The following is a 24,224-nucleotide window of genomic DNA, read 5'->3' as shown; positions in this document are numbered from 1 at the left end:
AACAAAAGTTGATTAAAAAAATAATACTGGTCATTTATTTTTTTATCATTTAGAAATATATATATTGCCCGTATTAAAGTAGCATGAACATGAGCGATAAAATAAAATTTGAAATAGAGTTTGTAATTCAGTCTTCACCACAGATGTTATATCAATACCTTGCAACACCATCTGGATTGTCAGAGTGGTTTGCGGATAATGTGAACTCAAGAGGTGAGAAGTTTACATTTATATGGGACGGAGCTGAAGAAGAAGCTAAATTATTGAAAAGAAAAACAGACGAGTTTGTTCGTTTTGCTTGGGATGAAGCAGAAGATGACAGCTTTTTTGAAATGAAAATAATTGTTGATGAAATAACGAAAGATGTTTCATTGTTTATAACTGACTTCGCAGAGGATGACGAAATTGATGAGTCTAAAATGCTTTGGACCAACCAAGTGTCAGATTTAAAACAGGTGTTAGGATCATCTTAAAAATAGCCTTATTTACAGTATCTTTGAGCCTTAATTTTTTAAGGCTTTTTTTATGTTCAATTTTAATGGCGAACTTCTAGAGGATAACACTTCTTTTTTAAACGAAAAGAATAGGGGAGTACAGCTTGGTGATGCCGTTTTTGAAGAATTACGCGTTCTAAACGGTGACATAATTTTTTTAGAGGATCATTATTTACGATTAATGTCTTCCATGAGAATTTTGCGAATGGAGATTCCTATGAATTTTACAATGGAATTTATGGAAGAAGAAATTCTAAAATGCATCTCTGAGAACGATTTAAAAGAAGCCAAACAAATAAAATTCACCGTTTTTAGAAATAGCTTAGATGACTTATCTATTTCTGATAATAGCATTTCTTATTTTATTACTAGTAAAACATTAACCAATCCTTTTTTTATTCTAAATCAGGATGATTATGAAGTGGAGCTTTTTAAGGATTTCTATAAGAATTCTAGTATGCTCTCTAATCTAGATTCTAATAATAAAGTATTAAGTGTCGTAGGAGCTATTTACGCTCAAGAAAATGATTATCAAGATTGTTTGTTGCTTAATGAGAGAAAGCAGGTTATAGAAGCTCTAAATGGCAATTTATTTGTAGTTAAGGGCAATCAAATTAAAACAGCCCCTGTAACAGATGGTTGTATAAATAGCATATTAAGAAAAAAGCTTATTGAGATGTTATCCAAACTAAATGATTTTGAGTTTTTGGAAGATAGTATTTCGCCTTTTGAACTTCAAAAAGCAGATGAATTATTCATTTTAAATAATATTGACGGTATTATTTCCGTAACAAAATATAGAAAGAAAAAGTTTGTTAATACAATTGCAAAAAATCTGATCGGTAAATTAAATGCAGCTGCAAGAATGTCTTTAACTAAAAGTGTTTAGTTTAAACTAGGGTTTTCTGGAGCGTTAGACCAAAGAAGGTAATCACCACCTAATTGAATCATATTTTCTTTCCAAATTGCTTTTGCGGCTTTTTGTATGATTCTGCTTTCATGTTCATTTTTAACAACAATCCATGATTTTGAAGATAGTTCTTCGTCGAGCTGTAGAGATGACCAACCAGAATATCCTAGAAAAAATCGAATATCATCTTCAGAGATAATTTCTTTATTAATCAGTTCTACGGTTGTTTCAAAATCACCGCCCCAATATATACCATCAGATATTTCTACGCTATTATCTATTAGGTGAGGCACTTTATGAATAAAGTAAAGATTGTCTTGTTCTACAGGACCACCGTTATATACTTGAAAAGGGATTTCAATTTCGGTTACTAACTCGTTTATCTGGTATTCTAATGGCTTGTTTAAAATAAAACCAACAGAGCCTTCATTGCTATGTTCTGCTAACAATACAACGGACCTGTTGAAAGAAACGTCTCCTGTTAAAGAGGGTTCTGCAATAAGTAATTTTCCTTTGGTCGGCTTTAATGCGATCATAAATTCACTATGATTATATACCTAAAGTAAGACAAATCTGTCTAAAAGCAAAAACATGGAAATAAAAAAAGCGCCAATTAAGGCGCTTTTAATAAATTTATTAGTGTAAAATTAGTTTACAGCTTTGCCTAAATCAGCACCTGCTTTAAACTTAACTACATTTTTAGCAGCGATTTGGATAGTTTTTCCAGTTGATGGATTTCTACCTTCTCTTGCATTTCTTTTAGATACGCTCCAAGAACCGAAACCTACTAAAGAAATTCTATCTCCTTTTTTAAGAGAATTTTCAACATTTCCCAAGAAAGATTCCAATGACTTTTTAGCCGCAGCTTTTGTGATGCCAGCGTCAGCTGCCATTGCATCGATCAATTCTGTTTTGTTCATAATGTGATAATTAATTGTGATTAAATAATTTATACCTACTAACAAATTTATATGGATTTCTGAGCAACACAAGCAAAACGGGCGGAAATCCCCTATTTTGTTGATAACTCAGCGTGTTTGTTGATAAAGTAGGTTTTTTTTTACGTTTCTCGCAGCCCAACAAACACGGGGTCTCACCCCATTTTTGCATTTTTCTCCAAATTGAGGCCGTTCAATAAATCTCTTACGAACATCCTTTTCTTACCTTGAAGCTGTATTTCATCGAGATTTAGATAGCCACCTTGTACGGCAACTTTCATCTCTTTTTTTGTAAAAATCAGAATTCCCGTTGGTGAGTCATGTTCTTCGACCTCTATATGTGCCTTGTAAATTTTGGTAATTAACGTTTGTTCTCCATTTGTTAATGTAGTCCATGCTGCTGGGTACGGACTTAAACCTCTTATAAAGTTATAAATATCTTCTGCAGGTTTGTTCCAATCTATTTGGCACGTTTCTTTAAAAAGTTTGTGGGCATCTTTTAAATCATCTGAATCTGGCTGTTTTGTTGTCTCAAAATTTCCTTCTTGAATACGCGCTACGGTTTTTACAACGGTGGCTGCGCCTAAATGCATTAACTTGTCATGTAAGTCCTCTGCATTTTCTGTTTTTTCTATAATGGCTTCGTCTTGCATTATAATGGCACCTGTATCGATCTTCTCATCAATAAAGAATGTAGTCACTCCTGTTTTTGTCTCGCCATTTATAATAGCCCAATTAATAGGCGCGGCTCCTCTATATTGTGGTAATAAAGATGCATGTAGATTAAATGTACCGTATTCTGGCATATCCCAAACAAGCTTAGGCAGCATTCTAAAAGCAACTACTATTTGTAGATTGGCATCTAAAGATTTTAAGCTACTTAAAAATTCAGGGTCCTTTAAATTGGTAGGTTGTAAAATATTAAGGCCGTTTTCAACCGCATATTTCTTAACCGCGGATTCATTTAATTTTCTACCTCTTCCTGCAGGTCTATCTGGTGCAGTTATAACGCCAACTATATTATATTCTTCTTTTACCAGCTTGTCTAAAATGCCCACGGCAAAATCTGGCGTTCCCATAAATACAATTCTCAATGCTTTCATATTATAATAGTTGGTATTCGTTTGTTGCGTTTAATGATATATAATTGTCTTCTAATAGTTCTTGTAAAGCTGCAATAAGTATTTCTTGAGCAATGTTCAAGCGTTTTTGTAATTCGCGAGAATCTGCCTTGCCCTCTTTTAATATTTTAATGATTTTTATTTTAGCATGCACAATATCCGTATTGCCTGCTTTTTGACTCATACAGACATCGCAAATACTGCATTTTTTTTCTTGCATCTCTCCAAAATAATCTAATAATTGAATACTTCTGCAAACAGTGTCATTTTCAATGTAGCTTAACATCTTAGTCACTTTCTTAATTTTGAGTTGATTTTGCTCTTCAATGTTCTTTGCAAACATGTTTATGGTACGGTCATCATCACGTGGTACTAAAAACAGCATTTCTAAATCACTTGACACACTAGTGTATTCAATGATTTCATCCTTTTGTAATATCTCAAAATTCTGATGAATTAATGATTCTGATAATGATGTTTTCTTGGATAATAAATAGGTGTTTATTTGAGTGTCGAATTCAAAGAGTCCGCCGTAGGTGCGTAGTACAACTTTTATGAAGTCGGCAAGCTTAGAATTATTGTCAATATATCGATACAAGGTATCTTTATCCGAAATAAATTTAATAGTAATTTTTTTAGAGAAATTTTCAGATAATGACAATACTGAATTTCTATCTAGCAGTTGTAATGCGTTGTAAGTTAAAAATGTGTTTAGTTTATAAATGCTACAGAATTCATTGAAATTAAGATGAAACTTTGCATCTGTAAATTCTTCATATCCTATTTGGAAAAATGTATTTAACTTTCTGTATATCATTTTTACATAAGCTACATCTGGTAGAATCTCAATGAATTGCTTTTTTACTAAAATCTTATCTGTTGTGTTGGTTAATAAAATTGCTTTTGCAAAGTCTCCGTTTCTACCGGCTCTACCTGCTTCTTGAAAGTAATTCTCTAAACTATCTGGTATTTGATAATGAACAACCAATTCAACATCTGGTTTGTCTATGCCCATACCAAATGCATTTGTGGCGACCATAACCTGAACTCTATCTTCTAACCAGAGATTTAGTCGCTCGGTTTTCATTTTCTGATCAACACCACCGTGATAGAAGGTTGCCTTTAAATTGTTATTTACAAGGAATTTAGATAATTCTTCCGCCTTTCTTCTGCTTCTAACATATACAATAGCACTGTGTTTTATTTGCTGGCAGTATTGTTTTAAACGCCCATTTTTATCTTCAGTCAGTAGGACACCGAATCCTATGTTTTTTCTAAAAAAAGAATCTTTTACAACAAAAGGATAGGTAAGGTCCAATGATTTAATAATATCATCGCTAACTCTTTTTGTTGCAGTTGCCGTTAAAGCAACCATTGGTGGGGTGGGGTGTAGTTCTCGCAATATGGAACAACTTAAATAAGCTGGTCTAAAATCGTGACCCCATTGAGAAATACAATGCGCCTCATCTATAACGAACATAGAAACGTTCATTGCCTTAATACGTTCTCGTACCAGTTCTTGCTGTAAGCGTTCTGGCGATAGGTATAAGAATTTATAATTGCCGTAAATACAATTGTCCAATAGCTTATCTACCTCGGTAAATTTGAGTCCACCTTTTAGACCTATGGCCTTAATACCTAGTTTCTGAAGGTTATCTACCTGATTTTCAATTAGTGCTATTAGTGGAGAAATAACGATACAAATACCTTCTTTCATTAATGCAGGTACCTGAAAACAAAGCGATTTACCGCCTCCTGTGGGCAATAAACCTAAAACATCTTGACCGTTAGATATGGCATTGATGATTTCTTCTTGAGAGCCTCTAAAGCTATCAAAACCCCAATATTTAGATAAAATTTCTTTTGGTGTATTACTCACCCGCTTTATTTATAAAATCTACTACAAATTGCATACGATTTTCAATAGTATCAAAGGGAACTTCTATTGGTGCATATCCAAGGTCAATATACGTTTTTTTGAGCTTTTCGTGAATTCCGCAGGCTTGTTCAAAATTTTCCATTCGTTCATTGTCTTGAACGTAGATTTCTTTCCACGGTGGTAATATCAGTACTTCGTCATACCTGTGTTCTAGACATAAATCAGTATAATTTTGCTCAGACGACTGACCAAAATAGTCCATATATGCAAGTACATCTGGTAAGCCACGATCGTAGAACAAATGGTCTTTTTCTATGTTCCTACCGTTAATGAAATGTTGTAAACGAGCATTGATCAATTCATCATTAAAACTCTTTGAATCTTTAACAAAATCGATAGGGTTCACTAATTTATCATCTAAGGCAACATCGCCCAAGGCATCTAAAGTCATCGTTCTAATTACTTCATGAAAACAATGATATCCATTTTCTTCAAGTGAAGAAATTAATACTGTTTTTCCTGTTCCCGGACCACCTGTTACAACAATTCTCTTGCTTTTCAAACTCATATTTTGTAAAAGCAAAAGTACAATAATCAACAGTATTAAAAAACTGGTGCATTACACTTATCTTTGCTTAAAATACTAATGATGGACGAAAATAACCCAGAAGAATTTTATAAGAAATTACGAGAACAATTAACCGAAACATCTAAATGGCCTTCAGACTATCTATATAAATTTATTGTAGAGACTGACACTGATAAAATTGATAAAATAAATACAATTTTTGATAACACAGGAGCGGTTATCAATTTAAAGAAATCTAAAAATGGTAAATATACTAGTGTTTCTATAACAGTAAATCTAGAAAGTCCTGATGTGGTTATCGATAAATATAAAGAAGTAGGCAAAATAGGGGGCGTAATATCTTTGTAAAATAGCATTTCATCTATAATTTTCTTAATTTGGCATCGTTATTAGAATACTTCTCAATTACATTAAGCTAAAATTTTCAATTTGCAATTAGTAGAAAACCTAGAATATAATACCGAGCGTGAACATTTGATTATACCTGAGTATGGTCGTCATTTTCAAAAAATGGTGAACCATGCGATATCAATTGAAGATCGTGAAGAAAGAAATAAGGTTGCGCAAGCAATCATAAGTGTAATGGGCAATATACAGCCTCATCTGCGCGATGTGCCGGATTTTCAACATAAGCTTTGGGATCAGTTGTTTATAATGTCTGATTTTAAGTTGGATGTAGATTCTCCTTTTCCTATTACTTCAAAAGAAGTATTACGAAAAAGACCTGATGCTTTGGAATATCCTCAAAATTTTCCAAAGTACCGTTTTTATGGAAACAACATTAAACGTATGATTGATGTTGCCGTAGAGTGGGAAAAAGGTGATAAGCGTTCTGGTTTAGAGTATGCGATTGCCAACCATATGAAGAAATGTTATTTAAACTGGAATAAAGATGTGGTAGATGACAAAGCCATATTTAAACATTTATTCGAATTGAGCGATGGTCGAATAGACTTAGCGGCAGAGGGTGAAAGTTTGACCGATAGTGGTCAGTTCCTTAAGAACAGAGTGGCTAAGAACCCAAGGTCCAACTCAAATAAGAAAAATCAAAGAAATAATAATAACCGCGGTAAAAAACGCTATTAAATTTCCACTTCTCTAGATGGGGACATTCAAAATTGAAGGAGGGCATCAGTTATCTGGTGAAATAACACCTCAAGGAGCAAAGAACGAAGCACTTCAAATACTTTGCGCAGTATTACTTACAGACGAAAAAGTAACAATCAACAATATACCAGATATTGTTGATGTCAATAAACTTATAGCACTCTTAGAAGACTTAGGTGTAAAAATTCAAAAGAAAGGTAAAGGCTCTTATAGCTTTAAAGCCGACGATATTAATTTAGAATATTTACAATCTGATCAGTTTAAGCAAGATGGTAGGGGCTTAAGAGGTTCTATTATGTTGGTTGGGCCATTATTGGCACGTTTTGGTAAAGGATATATACCGAAACCAGGTGGTGACAAAATAGGTCGTAGACGTTTAGATACACACTTTGAAGGTTTTATTAAACTAGGTGCCAAATTTCGTTACAATCGCGAAGAATATTTCTACGGTGTCGAAGCAGATAAGTTGAAAGGTACGTACATGTTGCTTGATGAAGCTTCTGTTACCGGTACTGCAAACATTGTTATGGCAGCGGTTTTAGCTGAAGGGCAAACTACCATTTATAATGCGGCATGTGAACCATATTTACAACAACTTTGTAAAATGTTGAATAGAATGGGCGCCAAAATATCTGGTGTAGGTTCTAATCTTTTGGTTATTGATGGGGTAGATAAATTAGGTGGTACGGATCACCGTATGTTACCTGATATGATTGAGATTGGTAGCTGGATCGGTTTAGCCGCCATGACCAAAAGTGAATTAACAATTAAAGATGTTAGTTGGGATGATTTAGGTCAAATACCAACGGTATTTGGTAAACTTGGCATTACGTTAGAAAGAAAAGGTGATGATATTTATATTCCTGCTCATTTAGACGGATACGAAATTCAAAACTATATCGATGGTTCTATTTTAACCATTGCAGATGCACCATGGCCAGGACTAACCCCTGATTTATTGAGCATCATTTTAGTTGTTGCTACACAATCTAGAGGAGAAGTGCTTATACATCAAAAGATGTTTGAAAGCCGCTTATTCTTTGTAGATAAGTTGTTAGACATGGGAGCAAAGGTTATTCTTTGTGATCCGCATAGAGCAACAATAATAGGTCATGATTTTAAGTCTACTTTAAAAGCGACTACAATGACATCGCCAGATATTAGAGCTGGTGTTTCATTGCTAATTGCAGCTTTATCGGCAAAAGGGACTTCTACAATTCATAATATTGAACAGATAGACCGTGGCTACGAAAATATAGACGAAAGACTACGTGCAATAGGTGCTAAAATTACAAGAATGTAAATTTTAAGTAACAGGTAAGCATAAAAATAAAACTCCATAATACGGTTCTTAACCAATTATGGAGTTTTAACTTTTTAATAGATATCTCTATATCTTTTTCTTTAGATATGTTTTCATGTAATGGTACAAACATTATAAAAGTCAAAAGCCATCCTGCTATAACTAAGCTGCTATATAAAATGCTGTAGAAATCAGCGGTTGTATATACTTGAATAAGACTTATGATCAATTGCGTGACCATTAATGGAATTACAATAACAGCAATTCTTTTGGTGTAGTTGCTGTGCCATTGAAAAAGATCCACATGTTTGTAATAAGAGAAACTCGGATATATTATTAATTGTACAATCCAAATTAGAACCAATAAACCACTATCGCAAATTAAACGTATTGTCTCTAACATTTATTTATCAATTAAAGTGCCGTCAGGATATTTTGCGAAACGTCCTTTGCTTTTTTCGTGTACATGATCAGGATGTCTCCACGGCCAACCACCAAACTGCGTAGTTCTAAACTCATTCATAGCATCTTCTAATTCTTCTTCAGTATTCATAACAAACGGACCATATTTAGCGACAGGTTCGTCTATAGGTTTGCCTTGTAATACAAGAATACTAGCTTCTTTTTCAATGGCTTTCAATGTTATTTCATCGTTTACATCTACATCAATACCATGGTTGAGAGCTATTATTTCGCCCAAAACCTCTAAAGAATGACCATTATAGAAATAAATGGTTCTGGTTGAACCTTCATTCGCTTTTGGTAATGTTAGAGATCCGTTAGCTTCAATTTTTATATTCCAGATAGCAACATCATTTTCTAACTCTGATGCCCATGAATCTGGGGCAGGTTTTAATGCTTGTTCAGAACCAAAACTACCAGCAATAATTTTTACTGTGGATTGCTCTAATTTTAATACTGGAATGTCTTCATGCCAAAGCATTTTAAAATGTGGATCTACAAATTTGTTTTTAGCGGGTAGATTCAACCATATTTGAAAAAGCTCTAAGGTATTTTCTTTATCGGTATGAATCAACGGAAACATTTCTGAATGTTGTACTCCGCTTCCTGCAGTCATCCATTGAACATCTCCTTCTCCAAATCGTCCTGCTGCGCCTAACGAATCAGAATGGTCACAAAATCCTTTATTCACTACTGTAATAGTTTCAAAGCCACGATGCGGATGAGCTGGAAATCCGGGTATTGTAGTTCCATGATACATTCTATATCCATCTTTAATTTGAAAATCGTTACCTAAATTCCTTCCTTCTAAAGAGTCATCAGGAGCTAGTTGTCCATTTCCTTTTGGGTAGTGGTCCAAATGATATACACAGAATAAAAATGGGTCTTGTGTTTGCCAAGGAAAGCCTAATTCAAATATTTGTTTGATTTCACTGTTCATAATGGTAATGAAATTAGATTCTATTTGATTTTAATGAGGTGCGTTGTTAATTTCTACCCAATTATTCTCAGGATCTTTTAAATAAATCTGTCTTACTCCGTCAGCTCTTAAAGTAACTGCATTCTCTTTTCCTGGCCAGTCGTAATACATGATATTTTTTTCTTTTAATGAAGTTATTAATTCATCTAGTTTTTGCGTGGCCAAACAAAGGTGTACACTTTTACTGTGCTTCATGGTAACGCTATCTTTACCGATCAAATGTAATTGTGAATTTCCTTTAATTGCAAACCACTTGAAACCTGAAGGAGCTGATGGGTGCGGTATTTCTTTCAGATTTAATACATCTCTATAAAATGCACCTACTTTATCTAAATCTTTTACGATAACCGAATAATGATCGTATTGAAAATCGAACGATTGTGCCGAGGCAAAAGTACTCGTAATCAAAATGAATAATGTGATAATCTTTTTCATTGTTGTTGTTTAAGTTTTATGGTTCAAGTTACTTAAAAATGAAAGAAGCTATCTGTTAAGATAGCTTCTTTATAAATTGTGTTTTATTCTCCATCTAATGGTGGTGGACCATCGATCATTGGTTCATAAACTTCATCTCCTTTTCGGGTTTTGAATTCTTCTTTTACCTTGGTTACCAATTTAGGATTTTGAAATAAATCAAGCATGGTCATACCCATTGCCTTAGAAGCGTGAATCATTCCTTTATGACCTATAGACATTCCGCCACAGGCAACAACTGCCCATGAATGCCAAGGCGTACCTGTTGGTGCTACAGAAACACTTAAATTAATGTTTGGTACATTCCAACTAACATCACCGACATCTGTAGATCCTCCACCTGGGTTTTCAAGAGTTTCTCTTAATGGATGTACTGTACCATCAAAACCAACTTCTGGTTTACCTGTTGCTTTTTGAATTGCTTTACCAAAAACAGTTTCTTCTTCAGTATATGTTAAAGGACCTAACAACTCTAAATTGTTCTGCATAATTTCTCCACCAGAACGATTTACCAAAGTTTCGTAGATACCAGAAACCAAAGAGATTTTATAATCTACATTAGCCATAATTGCCGCACCTTCTGCCATAGCTTTTACACGCTCGTAAGTAGGTAGCATTTTCGATCTTTTAGGGTCTCTAACACGAACCCATAGTTTTGCATAATCAGGTACCACATTTACAACCTGACCGCCATCTTGTATATGGTAATGAATTCTAGAAGATGGTAAAATATGCTCTCTGTAATAGTTGATTCCTGTAGTGTATAGCTCTAATGCATCAGATGCACTACGACCATTCCAAGGGTCCATAGAAGCATGTGCCGCTTGACCATAAAACTCAACAACAAAATCAATAAGTGATAACCCACTTTGTACATCGGCTTCAATACCAGCACCTGGGTGCCAGCTTACATTGACATCAACATCATCCCAAAGTCCGGCTTTTACCATCCATACTTTTGCAAAATATTTTTCTTCGGCCGGTGTACCTAAGAACTTAACAGTTCCTTTTATTTTTCCAGCATCCATTAGTTCTTTAATGGCAATTGCAGAACCTAAACTAGCTGTACCGAACATGTTGTGTCCGCAACCATGACCCGCAGCTCCTTCTTTAAAAGGCTCTTTAACCGGAGATGTTTTTTGAGAAATTCCAGGTAAGGCATCAAACTCACCAAGAATACTGATTACAGGGCTACCAGAACCATAAGTTGCGGTAAAAGCTGTTGGTATGTCGGCGACGCCTCTAGTAACGGTCAAGCCATTCTTTTCTGCATAATCCGCTAAAATTCTTGAAGACTCTGTTTCATCAAAAGCAGTTTCGGCAAGTGCCCAAATAGAATCACTGATTTTTATTAATTCTTCTTTATGTTTTTCAACAGAAGTGATAATTAGGTTTTTGTCTTTACTCATTTTCTGAGAGAAAACAGAAGCACTCATGGACAAGCAGAGTGTTAATAAGAATGTTTTTTTCATATTAGTTGTTTTGGTTGTTAGTTCTCCAATCATTGTAAATATACCAAATAAAAACGCTACAAATAACTTGATTAACGGGAGTTCTAGTTGCGTATATCGAAGATTGACTCATTTTCTAGGAATTATTTTGGATTCAAAAATTAAGAGTGCGATCACTTGTAAAATTTATAATTTAAGGCTCCATTTTTCGTTATTACTCAAATCGCAATGTTTTAAAATTTTCGAATTATGAAAAACCTAGCCTATAAAGTACTTTTAACCTTTGCATTTTTTTTAATTATGGCGTGTAGTTCTACCAATAGAATGACAATGGGTGTTACCAAACCAGCCGAAGTGCCGATACCAAATGATGTAATTAATATAGGTATAGTAAATAGAAGTAGTGCGTCTGAAAAGAACAAAGTTGTAGATAATATTGATAAGATTTTAACTTTAGAGGGACTTAATTTGGATAAGGAAGGCGCTCAAAATGCCGTAATAGGACTCAAATATGAACTAGAACGTAGTAATCGATATGAAGCCGTTAAAGTAATTAATAATCAAAAAGATATAGAAAAAGGATTGAGCATTTTTCCTTCTGAAATCTCTTGGGAAATTGTTGATAGCATATGTAAGGAAAATGATGTGGACGTTCTATTTTCATTAGAATTTTATGATACTGATACGGCTGTAGATTATGAGTTGACGACGGTTAAAATTCCTAATAATTTAGGTATTGATGCAAACGTACCGGGACATAGAATTAAACTGAATACGGCTATTAAAAACGGTTGGAGAATTTATGACCCGGCTAATAGATCTATTATTGATGAGTACGTTTCTAATGATAGAATATTTTCTTCGGGTGAGGGAATCAATCCTGTAAAGGCTTTAGAAGCTGTTATTGGTAGAAAAGAGGCTGTTCTAAGTGTCAGCTCTAAGCTAGGTACTAACTACGCACTTTTTACAAGACCTGAAAAAATTCGTATTGCTAGAGATTATTTTATAAAAGGAAGTAACAATTTAGAAATTGCCGATAGACGAGCAAAAGCAGGTGATTGGGACGGTGCTGCCGATTTATGGATTGCTGATTTAAATAATGCCAAAAGTAAAGTTGCTGGAAGAGCATATTATAATATGGCAATTAGCAGTGAAATTAACGGTAACCTAAATAAGGCAATAGAATATGCTTCTAAAGCCTATACAGACTACGAAAATAAAGATGCGTTACGTTATGTAAATATGCTAAAAAGAAGAGTTGTTAATCAGCAAGAACTAAATCGTCAATTGGCGAAATAGTCTTAGCTAACGGCTTCTTTATATGTAGCTAAACAGCGTTCTCTAGCCATTTTGTGGTCTACCATTTTTTCTGGGTATTTGTCGGTGCCAAATTCTTTAATCCAGGTTTTTATATATTCTTTGTTCTTGTCGAACTTATCGACTTGTGTCATTGGGTTGAAAATTCTAAAATAAGGTGCAGCATCAACACCACTGCCTGCTGCCCATTGCCAGTTACCAACATTTGAACTCATTTCATAATCTAACAATTTTTCTGCGAAATACGTTTCTCCCCAACGCCAATCTATTAAAAGATGTTTGCACAGAAAACTTGCAACTAGCATACGTACACGATTGTGCATATAACCAGTCTCATTTAGTTCGCGCATACCGGCATCTACCAAAAGATATCCTGTGGTACCAGTTTTCCATTTTTCGAACTCATCTTCATTATTACGCCAATCTATACGGTCGTATTTCGATCTAAAAGCATTATCTACCGTATGAGGAAAGTGATAAAGAATAGTCATGAAAAATTCTCTCCATATTAATTCACTCCAAAAAACCTTATTATTTTCGGCAATGGCTTTTTTCATCATTTTACGAACCGATACCGTGCCAAAACGTAAATGCGGACCTAAGTGAGATGTTCCATTCTCTTTTGCTGGAAAATTACGAGTGTCTTCATAATTATCGATTAGGGTAGGGGTTACATCATATTCCGGCACCTCTATTTTTGATTTTTCAAAACCAATATCGGCTAGTGATAAGTTCGGTAATCTCGAATTTTTAATCAGTTTAGATAAATGTTGATTTGTGTAGTGAATCTTTAAGTCTTTATCGGCGTTAAATTTATCTTGCCATTTATTTTTATAGGGCGTATAAACTACATATGGGTCGCCATCTCCTTTTACTATTTCATCCTTTTCAAAAATTACTTGATCTTTAAAAGTTTTAAAAGTAATATCATTTTTGGACAAAAGATCTGATATTTGTTCATCTCGCTCTTTAGCATAAGGTTCATAGTCTCTATTTGTAAAAACAGACGCAACCTCATACTCTTTTACTAAGTTTTTAAAAATATCTAATGGCTTGCCATGAAACATTGCTATTGAGCTGTCATTCTCTTCTTGTAGCTGATTGCGCATGTGCTGCAATGTTTCATGTATAAAGGTGAGCCTTGCATCGTCTTTTGGTAATTTGGAAAGAATTTCTTCATCGAATATAAAAATAGGTAGTAATGGATGGTCACCTTTTAGGGCCTCAAGAAATCCGACATTGTCGTCTAATCTCAAATCTCTTCTAAACCAAAATATAGATACTCTTTTAGACATTTAGTTGAAGTTTAAGGTTGAGAGTCCGCCATCTACGCCAATAATCTGTCCGGTCATCCATGTACTTTTATCACTTAAAAGAAATACTGCTGCATTTGCAATATCTTCAGGATTTCCGACTCTCTTTAATGGGTGGCGTTCACTCATCATTTCACGTTTTTTATCATTGTTTAAAAGTCGTTTTGCTAATGGGGTATCAACCAAAGATGGTGCTATAACATTAACTCGAATTTTAGGTGCATACTCTGCCGCCATGGACTTTACAAAACCTTCAACAGCTCCTTTTGCAGCAGCTACACTAGTATGAAACGGCATACCTGTACCTACTGCAATAGTACTAAAAAAGACCATACTTGACCCTTCGTCCATCAATGATATTATTTCTTTTACAATTTTAACCATCGCAAAGAAATTAAGTTCCATATCATCTTTTATGGTGTCTAATGACATCATTTTAAATGGCTTTAGATTTATACTGCCTGGGCAATACACAAATCCATCAAGTTTTTCGGGTAGTTGTGAAATATCTAGTTCATCTTTAGTAGTATCGAATTTGATATGAGTAATGTTTTCGTGCTGTAATTCTTCATCTGTTCGCGATGCAACAAAAACATTATGAGTTTCTTGTAATTCTTTTACCATAGATAGCCCAATGCCATGAGATCCGCCAATTAATAATATATTTTTCATTTAAAAAGATTTTAGTTGAAGTTCATTAGGAATGGAATCTACAGTACCGAAAAGCTTTTTTAATTTGTCTTCCCTGTACTTAAATATTTCCATCAACTGTTTTTTTACGATAATAGGGTGCGCTAGTTGACCTAAAATTCCGAAAGGAATTTTATAATCTATAATATCTTCCATGATTACACCTTCAGCAATTTCTTTGATAAAGTGTTTATGATGCCAAAGTGCATATGGTCCGAACCTTTGCTCGTCGACAAAGTAATTGCCTTTTTCTAGATGAGTTATTTCTGTAACCCATTTAGTTGTATAACCTGGTAGTGGAGAAACTTTATATTGAATAATTTGTCCTGCGAAAATTTCTTTATCTGCACCAGATAAAATATTGAAACCCATGTGTTCAGGGGTAATAATCTTTAAGTTAGCTGGATCTGATAAAAAATTCCACGCGTCCAGCTTCGAAATAGGTAATGCCTGTTTGGAATGTAATTGATATATTTTCATTCAATTATATTATAATCATTATATAATTATGTTTAATTTAATTCAAAAATAGTTAAACATTTTTTAAAATACTTTTTTATAGCTTTAAAAATTAACTTTATCGATTAAATTGTATTTAGGTCATTTAAAAACAGGAGATTAACAATATTCTAGCTTATTTTGCATCAATGAGATTATTAATTAAACAGTGCGGGTTTATTTTTCTATTTATTTTTACGGCTAATATAGACGCTCAAGAAAATGTTCAAACTGTTGGTGAGCTTTCTGATGAAGTATTTGAAACATCTGGTTTAATATACTTTAACGGCAATTTAATAACCCATAATGATTCTGGTAACCAAACCATTTTATACGAAATAGATACACTAACACTTTCTGTTCAAAGAAGAGTTAAAATTACGAATGTCTCTAACATTGATTGGGAGGCAATTTCTCAAGATGATGAGTATATCTACATCGGTGATTTTGGTAATAATGTTGGTATAAGAACTGACTTAGCTGTTCATAGAATTTTAAAAGAAGATTATCTAGGTTCTAATACCGTCACCGCAACGACCATAAACTTTTCTTATGAAGATCAACAAGAGTTCGAGAATAATGGTAATAGTGATTGGGATGCAGAATCATTTTTTGTTATTGATGATAGCATAGTGGTATTGACAAAACAATGGCAATCATTGGGGTCTGTAGCTTATGAATTTTCTAAATTACCCGGAACTTACATAGCAAGCAGGGTAGGGGCAATCGATAATATTGGGCTAGTAACCGATGCAACTTTTGATGCGCAATTAAATAGGTTAGTTCTTATAGGATATTCTTCTATTTTAAGTCCGTTTGTTGGGGTTATAGATCATTTAAATTTTAACGATTTTTTCGAAGGTTATGTGCAACAATCTCTGAATCTAAATTTTATTCAAGCGGAAGGAATAACCCAAACTGGATTAGAGAGCTATTTCTTTTCTTCTGAATTTTATACTAGGCAAACACCAACTATTGAATCACCATCAAGGTTATTTTCTTTTCAGATTCCATTTGAGGATCCTGAAGAATCAGAAAATCCTGAAGTGCCAGATGATCCTGAAGGTCCAGAAGAATCAGAAGAGTTGGAAAATCCAGAGAACCCATCGTTACCTGAAATTCCAGGCGATGCAAGTACAAATGATAAATTAATTATTCATAGAGATACTTCTTCACAGCAGTATTACTATTCCATAGCTACGGATAAAACAATTTTTGGTCAAGTTATCTATGATGTTTCGGGGAAAGAGGTCTGGCAAAATACTGGGGAAATAGAAAATAAAGGTATCATTTCTCATCATCTAGAATCTTCAATTTACTATTTAGCTTTATACTTGGAAGATGGCGTTGTTTCTACCTCTTTTGCTGTCTATTAGTATTTAAGAAACTGTTAACATTTCTACGGCTTCATTATAAGTAGCTTTGTCATAAATAACTAATCGATAAATAAATCATGAACAAAGTAGTATTATTTTTATTAGCAATTGTTGCTTCCTTAACCGTTGAAGCACAAATAAATACACCTGCACCTAGTCCTGCTGCAAAATTAATGCAGACAGTAGGTTTAACAGAAGTAAGCATAGACTATTCTAGACCTTCAATGCGAGGTAGAAAAATATTTGGGAACTTGGTACCATTTGATAAATTATGGAGAACAGGAGCTAACGGCTACACTTTGGTAACTTTTGATTCTGATGTAACTATAGCAAATAAGGAGCTAAAAGCTGGAACTTATTCTATCTTCACTAAACCAGGAACTTCTAAATGGGAAGTTTTTATCTATACGGATATTGTTGGTGGTGGTACACCAAAAACATGGGAAGAAAATAAAATAGCGGTTCAGTTTTCTGCCCCGGTTTATCCGATTGAAATGCCTATTGAAACTTTTACCATTTCTATTGATGACGTTACTGGTAACGGAGCCAATATTGGTATTATGTGGGAGAATACTTATGTGGCAATACCTTTTACAGTAGCTACTGATGTTACTGTGATGAGCAGTATAGATAAGGCGTTAAACGGACCAACTGCTGAAGATTACTATGCGGCTGCAGTATACTATTCAAATGAAGGAAAAGATATTACTAAAGCTAACGAATGGATGAACAAAGCAATGTCTATGACCGAGAAACCAGCATTTTGGCAATTGAGACAACAATCCTTAATTTTAGCGAAGGCAGGTGATAAAAAAGGAGCAATCGAAGCTGCTAAAAAATCATTAACAGGTGCAACTGCAGCTGGCAACAATGATTACATTAAAATGAATAATGATTCTATTAAAGAATGGAGTTCTAAATAATTAGAATCTTTATAAAACTAAAAAGTCCGTGTTGTAAAGCACGGACTTTTTTTATGACTTTTTTTAGGTATTATTTTACTAGTGTACCACCATCATTTATGACTAAGAGCTATTATTTAGCAATAGTATCAGTTTGTTCTTTATATAATTTTGACACAAAGCTAATAATGGTTTCTAGGGCTTTTGTTTTATTAGATTTATGATACTACTGACAAAAGCATTCCCGTCATTCTAGATTCTATAACGTTATCTTAATTTTTGCCAAGTTTTAGCAATACGGCTAATTCAGTTGTGGTAATCGAGTAATTTTTATACTAAGTATGTACGATAGAGATATAGAATTGTCTAAGAGATTTTATAAAAGTTAGTTTCACATTTTAAACCTTAATTATTCTTAGGTTGTAGGTAAAGGTTTTTTAAGCATTCGGTCAAAGGCTTCAAATATGAATGATATTACAATAACTAATGCTGCTCCGAAAAAGTTAAGCCATAAATACCCTAGTTTTTCTTGACCAGAAGGGTATATATGAATTAAATAGTAATATATAATACATATAATTATTTGTGTAACTACGGCGGCAAAGAAAACCGCATTACCTTTTATAAACTTAAAGAAAAATGCAATTATGAAAATGCCCAAAACATTTCCATAAAAAATACTACCAATAATATTTACTAATTGAATTAGGTTGTCGAAAAGGTTAGCAACACAAGCTATTAAGATTGCTATTACTCCCCAGATTAAAGTAAAAAATTTAGAAGCCTTTACGTAATGTTCTTCAGACAACTCTGTTGAAGTTCTATTTCTCTTGTAAAGGTCTAAAGCAGTTATAGTACCCAATGCATTTAATTCTGAAGCCGTAGATGACATAGCTGCAGATAAAATAACCGCTAATAATAAGCCAACTAGACCGGTTGGTAGATTATGTAATATAAAGTGAATAAAAACATAGTCCTTATCATTTGTCTCAACCACATTATTTGCTTGGCTAATAAGTGATTTTGCAGCAATTCGATTGGTGCTATCCTTTTGATTTATACGAATAATTTGTTTTTTTGCTTCTTCTACGGCAGTAAATTCTTTAATTTCTAAAGCAGCTGAAAATTTATTTTGAGCTATTCTTTTTTCTGCTTCTAAGGCTACTTGACCTTCTTGCAATAATTTATAATCTTCAGCATAACTAGATTTCATTACAGCTTGTGTGGCAGATGGATTAAAGTTTAATGGTGAGGGATTGTATTGGTAAAATACAAATACCATTACACCAACCAAAAGAATGAAAAATTGCATTGGTATTTTAAGTAAGGCATTAAAAATAAGGCCCAATTGACTTTCTCGTACAGATTTTCCTGATAGATAGCGTTGTACTTGACTTTGGTCAGTACCGAAATATGCCAAAAATAGAAAAAGTCCACCAGTGATACCACTCCAAAACGTATACCTACTTGAAGTGTCCAAATCAAAATTTAGTATTTCTAATTTATTACTTGCACCAGCTATTTTCATCGCTTTGCTAAAAGTAATATCTGAAGGTAAATATCCTAAAATAAAAAAGAAAGTGATGAACATACCAGTCATGATAATGAACATCTGTTGTTTTTGGGTTACACTAACCGCTTTTGTTCCACCAGATACAGTATAGATAATTACCAGTGAGCCTAATATTATGTTTAAAGTTCTTAAGTCCCAACCTAGTACGGCAGATAAAATTATTGAAGGAGCAAAGATTGTTATACCTGCAGCTAAACCTCTTTGTATCAAAAATAATATAGCGGCTAATGAACGGGTTTTAAGGTCAAATCTATTTTCTAAAAATTCATAGGCAGTATATACCTTCATTTTATGATATAATGGAACAAATACCATACATATGATAATCATGGCGAAGGGTAGCCCAAAGTAAAATTGAACAAATCCCATTCCATCATGAAATGCTTGACCCGGGGTAGATAAAAAAGTTATTGCACTGGCTTGCGTAGCCATAACGGATAGACCAATAGTCCACCATTTAGAATCGTTGCCACCACGTACATAGTCATCTACATTTTTACTTCCTTTGGTTTTCCAAACTCCATAAACTACAATGAAGAGAAGTGTACTAGCAAGAATTATCCAATCTAATGCTCTCATATTAATTAAATGAAGTCATTACGTAATAAAAAATAAGAACATATATTAGATTAAGCACTAATACGATGCTATACTCTTTTTTCCAAGTTTTATTTTCATCACGTTCTTTACTCATCCTTTGATTTTGGCTTTTATTTCAACTTTATCCTTTCCAACTGATAGCATATTAGAGAACAATTTATATGCTCCGGGCACACCAGCAGGTAATTCTCTAAAAAAGCTCAGTCCGGTATAAATATAGTTTCCCTTGCCGTATGGGGCAATTAATAAACTACCTTTTGTTGCTTCTTCGCCTTCATCGTGCATTTTTAAAATAGGTGTAAATTCTTCACCCCAAGCATTAGGAAAATACAGCCCTCGTTCTTGAACCCATCCATTAAAATCGTTATTATTTATTTGATTTGGATAATTGATCAACGAATTATTTTTAGCAATTATTTCTACCTCCGAATTTTCGTTTGTTACTCGGTCTCTTGAAATTTCTATATTATATGGGGCAATATTCTCAAAATGAAAACCGCGTCTACCCGCTGTATTATATTGCACAATTACCGTACCACCATTTTTCGCATAATCAAGAATATATCGCTGTTTGAATTTCAATGCATCTATAACATTATATGCTCTAATACCTAATACTACAGCATCATATTTTTTTAATGACTCTTTCGTAATTGTAAATGGGTCAATTAATTGAACGTTATATCCTATTTGTGTTAGACTAGTTGGTATTTCATCGCCGGCTCCCATGATATATCCAATATTTTCTCCCGCTTTTTGAATATTTAAACGAACTACCTTTGTTTCAGATGGTAGTAATACTGTTTGAGTTGGTACATGGTCGTAAGCAATAGTTACTAGCTCTTTGGTAATCTCTTTGCCGTTTAATTTTATAATAGGTGAGATGCTACTTTCGTTTTCGGTAGCCGGCGGACTTAATGTAAAATAAACCGTTTGTTCATCACCATTTTTATCTATCCAAAATGGCTGAGATTTTTTGTCTATTTGCCAATCAGATCCACATTTTAGTTCGACAATACCAGAAATACTGTCTTTATGCGCCTTAATTGTAACAGGAATTCTTTTTGGTGATGCGTCGGCAAATATTAAAACCTTATCGGTAAAGCTTGCGGTAGCTTCAGGTACCACTTCAAAAGGTTGATAAATTTCGCCTTTATCGGGCTTTGCATATTTATATACTACAGGTCTTGTAATAGGAATTAAAACACCGTTTATGTTCAAATTAAAAGTAGCATTAAAAGCTCTTGGCGTTTCCGGTTTTCCTATTAAAGCTTTGTTCTTAACAGTATACGTGCCTAAAGTTCCTTTTTCCATTAACCAATACGGACTAGTAAAATCAGTTGAAGCCGGAATATTTAAATTAATTTCCTTTTCAAACAATTTGTTTTTGTTCAAAGTACTCAGCTCAATATTTGTATTCTGATTATTGATAAATACCGATTTTAATTCAATATTGATGTCACTTCTGTTCAATGCTTGGATTTGAACATCGACATTCTGACCAGGATTTGTAGATGAGATTTTGGTAAACGCTTCTAAATGTAATCCTGATATAGCTGAAATAATTGTAGTTAATTCTACTGTTTTTAAATGTTTCCAGTGCTCATCGGAAACATTTTGTAATAACTCATAAGCTTCTAACAATTTAGGAATATGAACCGAAGGATTTTTAAAATTAAAATTTTCTTGTACATCATAAAGGATATCGCCAATTGCCTTTCCACCATCAATTCTAGACCAGGTTGTATCTATGCCATCAAAAAGATTGGATTTGTCTTGCGGTAAATCACCCTTTAATAATTCTATATATTCATCTTCACTACCTCTTGAACTTAGTCTACCAAAACCTTGACATAGATGTTGGCTACTGGCTAATGAGGCAATTTCGTTGTTAGATTTTCCTAGCATAGGGTAGTAGGTGCCTACATCCATATGCAAAAGATTGGTTTTATCCGCCGCTTTAAATTTTTCTTGGCTACCATAAAACCACCACGATGTATTAAAAAATAATCGTTTTGGTTGCCAAGTGTTTGTTGATGACAATTGTTCAGGGTAGGCATTGGAATCATTTGATAAATCAAAAGCTTCAAAGCTTAACATTGCCGAAGAAGTATGATGACCATGGGTAGTTCCGGGAGTTCTATGATCAAACCTATTGATAATCACATCTGGCTTAAACTTGCGGATAGTTCTAACCACATCACCAAGAATGGCTTCTTTGTCCCAAATTTCTAGGGTTTCATCTGGTTGTTTGGAATAGCCGAAGTCATTGGCGCGACTAAAAAATTGTTCTCCCCCGTCAACCCTTCTTGCTGCAAGTAATTCTTGCGTACGCAATACACCTAAAAGTTCGCGTAATTCCGGACCAATTAAATTTTGCCCACCGTCACCTCTTGTAAGGGATAAATAACCGGTTCTTGCTTTAACATTATTAGCTAAATAGGCAATTAGACGCGTATTTTCATCATCTGGGTGTGCGGCTATATAAAGTGCAGTACCTAGAAAATTAAGCTTTTCAATGGAGTGGTAAATGTCTGTGGACGAACTAATCTTTGGGGTTTGGGCATTGAGGGTGCTGAGTGCAAAAAGACTACAGGCTAGAAACCCTAATAGATATCGCATTTTAAGTTGGTTTTGGTAGTAATTCCAAATATAATAAGATTAGGTCCTACGCGTACTTGTTTTTACGACTTCTTTAACAAAATCATGTGGTTTGTTCTTCTTGTTCTTCAACACTTATAAATTCACCTTGTTGATAGGTAGATATTAAAATGACACCTTTTTGAAGAACCAAATTATTTGGATAGGTTAGAATTTCTCCATTGCTCCTTCTTAAGTGTAAGTGAAAGGCTCTAATATCCTCAATTACAAATTGATCTAAATCTGAATTATTAGGGTCAAGTAGTTCCTTGTCTAAAATGCGTATGGTATTTCCTATTTTAAAAGGAAATGAGAAGAAAAGAATAACACCAGCTGTAATATTGCTCAAAATTGACCATTGAGCAAAAAGGGCGACACCTATTACCGCAAACACGGAGGATAACATGACCCCTAGATCTTGATAATTTACACTCCATACTAAGGTAAGTGCCACTACAGCGATTATGGTCAATGCTATATTGATGAACTTAATTATCAGGTTGGTCCTAACCGGATTAAAATCACTTATTTTACTCACCTTTCTAACAGCTGTGGTAAAAAGAAATTTTAAAACAACGATAACAATTAAGATAATGAGACTGTAGATTAACTCATTATGATGTTCAGCAATAAACTCTTTCATACGCTATAACCCTAAACTATCGCGCAAAGATAAATCCTTATTCGATTTCTGCTGCCAATAGGGTGTTGTAATCCTGTTAATTCTTGTTCCTTTAGAAGTTAAAACTTTTTTATTTTGTCCATACCCATCATAAAAAGTATCCGTCCAGCTTTCAATTAAGTAAGGAAACTTGTTTTCAAAATTGATTTTTAAAGTACGTTCTAATTCAGGATAGCTGATTTCATATGTGTTCATGCCATCAACTTCTGTCAGCGAAGTTATTGCCTTGTAAGCCTTGAATTCTTCATGAGTTGTTCTGATGAACTCCAAAGAAGGAATCATTTTAATGTCACCAATAGGCAAATTTTCTGGGTTTACCCTGATTTTGTTCCAAACTTCATTTTCAAGAATAGCTTTCTCTATTTGGTAATCTTGGTCACCTTCAGATTCAAAATAAGAATGACTCATTATTTCAAAATCATCTTTATTATTTAATTGTGCATAAACATGACCACACCATTCTTGTGCGGAAAAAGATACTTTAAGCGCATGTTGATTATCATGCACAGGGTAGAAGCTACTGGTCATTATAGAGTAGGGGTAAATACCCGTAATGTAATTTTTGGTGGTATTCAATTTTAAAACAGGAATGTTGCTTTTATTACTATTATCTGCCTTTACTTGAGCATCTGGTAAAAATGGTTCGGTCACATAAATTAATACAGCACTGCCTTCTCTCATCTCGCCATATCTAGCTTGTTCTAAATTGTAGGAAGTGATTTCTGCTGTACCGTTATACCAATAATCTTTAAACTCTTGCGAAAGCTCTTTTTTAGGAGCTTCTGTTTTTATTTCTGTAGATAACATAGCTAATGTATCGCTATTGGTTTTGGGTTTTTCTTTACAACTAGTAAATAGAATTGCCAATCCGAAAAGGCTGTAAACTGCCTTGTTTAGTTTTAATAGTTTCATACCTGTTATCATTT

At 33.9% G+C, this 24,224-nt stretch carries 24 protein-coding genes; 8 read left to right on the top strand and 16 right to left on the bottom strand.

Annotated elements, in window-relative coordinates; genetic code table 11:
- Nucleotides 1-89 precede the first annotated feature (89 nt).
- Both ACJJVP_RS15865 and ACJJVP_RS15860 read left to right on the top strand, forming a co-directional pair.
- Nucleotides 90-473: an START-like domain-containing protein gene (locus ACJJVP_RS15865; protein WP_036154073.1), complete on the top strand. Its 384-nt coding sequence runs from the start codon at nt 90-92 to the stop codon at nt 471-473.
- Between the two features lie 52 nt (nt 474-525).
- Nucleotides 526-1,383, top strand: coding sequence for an aminotransferase class IV (locus ACJJVP_RS15860; protein ID WP_405415123.1), 858 nt, complete (start codon nt 526-528; stop codon nt 1,381-1,383).
- On the opposite strand, the gene ACJJVP_RS15855 is transcribed toward ACJJVP_RS15860, so the two are convergent.
- The 5 genes from ACJJVP_RS15855 to ACJJVP_RS15835 form a co-directional block, all read right to left on the bottom strand.
- Nucleotides 1,380-1,940: a YqgE/AlgH family protein gene (locus tag ACJJVP_RS15855; protein ID WP_405415121.1), complete on the bottom strand. Its 561-nt coding sequence runs from the start codon at nt 1,938-1,940 to the stop codon at nt 1,380-1,382. The genes ACJJVP_RS15860 and ACJJVP_RS15855 overlap by 4 nt on opposite strands.
- A gap of 111 nt (nt 1,941-2,051) precedes the next feature.
- The gene (locus tag ACJJVP_RS15850; RefSeq protein WP_027066835.1) at nt 2,052-2,324 is read right to left on the bottom strand and encodes an HU family DNA-binding protein; all 273 of its coding nucleotides are present in this window, start codon (nt 2,322-2,324) and stop codon (nt 2,052-2,054) included.
- Between the two features lie 173 nt (nt 2,325-2,497).
- On the bottom strand, nt 2,498-3,445 hold the full coding sequence (gene fmt / locus ACJJVP_RS15845) for a methionyl-tRNA formyltransferase (protein ID WP_405415119.1): 948 nt from the start codon (nt 3,443-3,445) through the stop codon (nt 2,498-2,500).
- 1 nt (nt 3,446) lies between these two features.
- Nucleotides 3,447-5,342: an ATP-dependent DNA helicase RecQ gene (locus ACJJVP_RS15840; protein WP_405415116.1), complete on the bottom strand. Its 1,896-nt coding sequence runs from the start codon at nt 5,340-5,342 to the stop codon at nt 3,447-3,449.
- Nucleotides 5,335-5,910, bottom strand: a complete 576-nt coding sequence (locus tag ACJJVP_RS15835; protein ID WP_405415114.1) for an AAA family ATPase — start codon at nt 5,908-5,910, stop codon at nt 5,335-5,337. The genes ACJJVP_RS15840 and ACJJVP_RS15835 overlap by 8 nt, the downstream gene beginning before the upstream one ends.
- Before the next feature lie 81 nt (nt 5,911-5,991).
- On the opposite strand from ACJJVP_RS15835, the gene ACJJVP_RS15830 reads away from it, so the two are divergent.
- The 3 genes from ACJJVP_RS15830 (at nt 5,992) to murA (ending at nt 8,341) form a co-directional block, all read left to right on the top strand.
- Entirely contained in the window at nt 5,992-6,279 is a 288-nt protein-coding gene (locus ACJJVP_RS15830; RefSeq protein WP_405415113.1) for a DUF493 family protein, read from the top strand.
- Nucleotides 6,280-6,360: 81 nt separating this feature from the next.
- Nucleotides 6,361-7,017 carry a DUF4290 domain-containing protein gene (locus tag ACJJVP_RS15825; RefSeq protein WP_405415111.1) on the top strand — a complete coding sequence of 219 codons (657 nt, stop codon included), beginning with the start codon at nt 6,361-6,363 and terminating at the stop codon, nt 7,015-7,017.
- 16 nt (nt 7,018-7,033) lie between these two features.
- Complete coding sequence (gene murA, locus ACJJVP_RS15820; RefSeq protein WP_405415109.1) at nt 7,034-8,341, top strand: UDP-N-acetylglucosamine 1-carboxyvinyltransferase; 1,308 nt, start codon at nt 7,034-7,036, stop codon at nt 8,339-8,341.
- On the opposite strand, the gene ACJJVP_RS15815 is transcribed toward murA, so the two are convergent.
- The 4 genes from ACJJVP_RS15815 to ACJJVP_RS15800 all read right to left on the bottom strand — a co-directional run bounded on the left by ACJJVP_RS15815 (nt 8,328) and on the right by ACJJVP_RS15800 (nt 11,728).
- Nucleotides 8,328-8,744, bottom strand: a complete 417-nt coding sequence (locus tag ACJJVP_RS15815; RefSeq protein ID WP_405415107.1) for a hypothetical protein — start codon at nt 8,742-8,744, stop codon at nt 8,328-8,330. The genes murA and ACJJVP_RS15815 overlap by 14 nt on opposite strands.
- Nucleotides 8,745-9,743: a pirin family protein gene (locus tag ACJJVP_RS15810; RefSeq protein ID WP_405415105.1), complete on the bottom strand. Its 999-nt coding sequence runs from the start codon at nt 9,741-9,743 to the stop codon at nt 8,745-8,747.
- Between the two features lie 30 nt (nt 9,744-9,773).
- Entirely contained in the window at nt 9,774-10,217 is a 444-nt protein-coding gene (locus tag ACJJVP_RS15805; protein ID WP_405415102.1) for a VOC family protein, read from the bottom strand.
- An 83-nt stretch (nt 10,218-10,300) separates the two neighbouring features.
- Entirely contained in the window at nt 10,301-11,728 is a 1,428-nt protein-coding gene (locus tag ACJJVP_RS15800) for an amidohydrolase (RefSeq protein ID WP_405415100.1), read from the bottom strand.
- 228 nt (nt 11,729-11,956) lie between these two features.
- On the opposite strand from ACJJVP_RS15800, the gene ACJJVP_RS15795 reads away from it, so the two are divergent.
- Entirely contained in the window at nt 11,957-13,006 is a 1,050-nt protein-coding gene (locus tag ACJJVP_RS15795; RefSeq protein ID WP_405415097.1) for a DUF6340 family protein, read from the top strand.
- A gap of 2 nt (nt 13,007-13,008) precedes the next feature.
- Here ACJJVP_RS15795 and ACJJVP_RS15790 read toward each other — a convergent pair whose 3' ends face one another.
- From ACJJVP_RS15790 to ACJJVP_RS15780, 3 genes are read right to left on the bottom strand one after another with little or no spacing between them, the layout of a single operon-like run.
- The gene (locus ACJJVP_RS15790; protein ID WP_405415095.1) at nt 13,009-14,319 is read right to left on the bottom strand and encodes a cryptochrome/photolyase family protein; all 1,311 of its coding nucleotides are present in this window, start codon (nt 14,317-14,319) and stop codon (nt 13,009-13,011) included.
- Nucleotides 14,320-15,009 carry an SDR family NAD(P)-dependent oxidoreductase gene (locus ACJJVP_RS15785; protein WP_405415092.1) on the bottom strand — a complete coding sequence of 230 codons (690 nt, stop codon included), beginning with the start codon at nt 15,007-15,009 and terminating at the stop codon, nt 14,320-14,322.
- Nucleotides 15,010-15,507 (bottom strand): cell division inhibitor, encoded by a 498-nt coding sequence (locus ACJJVP_RS15780; protein WP_405415090.1) that lies wholly within the window; start codon nt 15,505-15,507, stop codon nt 15,010-15,012. It abuts the gene before it with no gap.
- Nucleotides 15,508-15,674: 167 nt separating this feature from the next.
- On the opposite strand from ACJJVP_RS15780, the gene ACJJVP_RS15775 reads away from it, so the two are divergent.
- Together ACJJVP_RS15775 and ACJJVP_RS15770 are read left to right on the top strand one after the other, a co-directional pair.
- Entirely contained in the window at nt 15,675-16,901 is a 1,227-nt protein-coding gene (locus ACJJVP_RS15775) for a hypothetical protein (protein WP_405415088.1), read from the top strand.
- 77 nt (nt 16,902-16,978) lie between these two features.
- Nucleotides 16,979-17,824, top strand: coding sequence for a DUF2911 domain-containing protein (locus tag ACJJVP_RS15770; protein WP_405415086.1), 846 nt, complete (start codon nt 16,979-16,981; stop codon nt 17,822-17,824).
- A gap of 394 nt (nt 17,825-18,218) precedes the next feature.
- Here the strand turns inward: ACJJVP_RS15770 and ACJJVP_RS15765 are convergent, their stop codons facing one another.
- The 4 genes from ACJJVP_RS15765 to ACJJVP_RS15750 all read right to left on the bottom strand — a co-directional run bounded on the left by ACJJVP_RS15765 (nt 18,219) and on the right by ACJJVP_RS15750 (nt 24,210).
- Nucleotides 18,219-19,955, bottom strand: coding sequence for a sodium:solute symporter (locus ACJJVP_RS15765; RefSeq protein ID WP_405415084.1), 1,737 nt, complete (start codon nt 19,953-19,955; stop codon nt 18,219-18,221).
- Between the two features lie 111 nt (nt 19,956-20,066).
- The gene (locus ACJJVP_RS15760; RefSeq protein ID WP_405415081.1) at nt 20,067-22,598 is read right to left on the bottom strand and encodes a PIG-L family deacetylase; all 2,532 of its coding nucleotides are present in this window, start codon (nt 22,596-22,598) and stop codon (nt 20,067-20,069) included.
- An 82-nt stretch (nt 22,599-22,680) separates the two neighbouring features.
- The gene (locus tag ACJJVP_RS15755) at nt 22,681-23,259 is read right to left on the bottom strand and encodes a mechanosensitive ion channel domain-containing protein (protein WP_405415080.1); all 579 of its coding nucleotides are present in this window, start codon (nt 23,257-23,259) and stop codon (nt 22,681-22,683) included.
- A gap of 3 nt (nt 23,260-23,262) precedes the next feature.
- A complete protein-coding gene (locus ACJJVP_RS15750) occupies nt 23,263-24,210 on the bottom strand; it encodes a septum formation inhibitor Maf (RefSeq protein ID WP_405415077.1) in 948 nt (315 codons plus the stop codon).
- Nucleotides 24,211-24,224 lie beyond the last annotated feature (14 nt).

The organism is Maribacter sp. Asnod1-A12 (genome assembly GCF_045063735.1).
Classification (GTDB): Bacteria; Bacteroidota; Bacteroidia; order Flavobacteriales; family Flavobacteriaceae; genus Maribacter.
This window is presented reverse-complemented; position numbering and strand designations above follow the sequence as displayed.

Bases quoted from the DNA above. Each gene is read 5' to 3' on its own strand.
- ACJJVP_RS15860 (WP_405415123.1), top strand. From the start codon at position 526: ATGTTCAATTTTAATGGCGAACTTCTAGAGGATAACACTTCTTTTTTA.
- ACJJVP_RS15765 (WP_405415084.1), bottom strand. From the start codon at position 19,955: ATGAGAGCATTAGATTGGATAATTCTTGCTAGTACACTTCTCTTCATT.
- ACJJVP_RS15850 (WP_027066835.1), bottom strand. From the start codon at position 2,324: ATGAACAAAACAGAATTGATCGATGCAATGGCAGCTGACGCTGGCATC.
- ACJJVP_RS15795 (WP_405415097.1), top strand. From the start codon at position 11,957: ATGAAAAACCTAGCCTATAAAGTACTTTTAACCTTTGCATTTTTTTTA.
- ACJJVP_RS15810 (WP_405415105.1), bottom strand. From the start codon at position 9,743: ATGAACAGTGAAATCAAACAAATATTTGAATTAGGCTTTCCTTGGCAA.
- ACJJVP_RS15785 (WP_405415092.1), bottom strand. From the start codon at position 15,009: ATGAAAAATATATTATTAATTGGCGGATCTCATGGCATTGGGCTATCT.
- ACJJVP_RS15815 (WP_405415107.1), bottom strand. From the start codon at position 8,744: ATGTTAGAGACAATACGTTTAATTTGCGATAGTGGTTTATTGGTTCTA.
- ACJJVP_RS15830 (WP_405415113.1), top strand. From the start codon at position 5,992: ATGGACGAAAATAACCCAGAAGAATTTTATAAGAAATTACGAGAACAA.
- ACJJVP_RS15865 (WP_036154073.1), top strand. From the start codon at position 90: ATGAGCGATAAAATAAAATTTGAAATAGAGTTTGTAATTCAGTCTTCA.
- ACJJVP_RS15780 (WP_405415090.1), bottom strand. From the start codon at position 15,507: ATGAAAATATATCAATTACATTCCAAACAGGCATTACCTATTTCGAAG.
- ACJJVP_RS15835 (WP_405415114.1), bottom strand. From the start codon at position 5,910: ATGAGTTTGAAAAGCAAGAGAATTGTTGTAACAGGTGGTCCGGGAACA.
- fmt (WP_405415119.1), bottom strand. From the start codon at position 3,445: ATGAAAGCATTGAGAATTGTATTTATGGGAACGCCAGATTTTGCCGTG.
- ACJJVP_RS15775 (WP_405415088.1), top strand. From the start codon at position 15,675: ATGAGATTATTAATTAAACAGTGCGGGTTTATTTTTCTATTTATTTTT.
- ACJJVP_RS15760 (WP_405415081.1), bottom strand. From the start codon at position 22,598: ATGCGATATCTATTAGGGTTTCTAGCCTGTAGTCTTTTTGCACTCAGC.
- ACJJVP_RS15805 (WP_405415102.1), bottom strand. From the start codon at position 10,217: ATGAAAAAGATTATCACATTATTCATTTTGATTACGAGTACTTTTGCC.
- ACJJVP_RS15855 (WP_405415121.1), bottom strand. From the start codon at position 1,940: ATGATCGCATTAAAGCCGACCAAAGGAAAATTACTTATTGCAGAACCC.
- ACJJVP_RS15800 (WP_405415100.1), bottom strand. From the start codon at position 11,728: ATGAAAAAAACATTCTTATTAACACTCTGCTTGTCCATGAGTGCTTCT.
- ACJJVP_RS15770 (WP_405415086.1), top strand. From the start codon at position 16,979: ATGAACAAAGTAGTATTATTTTTATTAGCAATTGTTGCTTCCTTAACC.
- ACJJVP_RS15755 (WP_405415080.1), bottom strand. From the start codon at position 23,259: ATGAAAGAGTTTATTGCTGAACATCATAATGAGTTAATCTACAGTCTC.
- ACJJVP_RS15750 (WP_405415077.1), bottom strand. From the start codon at position 24,210: ATGAAACTATTAAAACTAAACAAGGCAGTTTACAGCCTTTTCGGATTG.
- ACJJVP_RS15790 (WP_405415095.1), bottom strand. From the start codon at position 14,319: ATGTCTAAAAGAGTATCTATATTTTGGTTTAGAAGAGATTTGAGATTA.
- murA (WP_405415109.1), top strand. From the start codon at position 7,034: ATGGGGACATTCAAAATTGAAGGAGGGCATCAGTTATCTGGTGAAATA.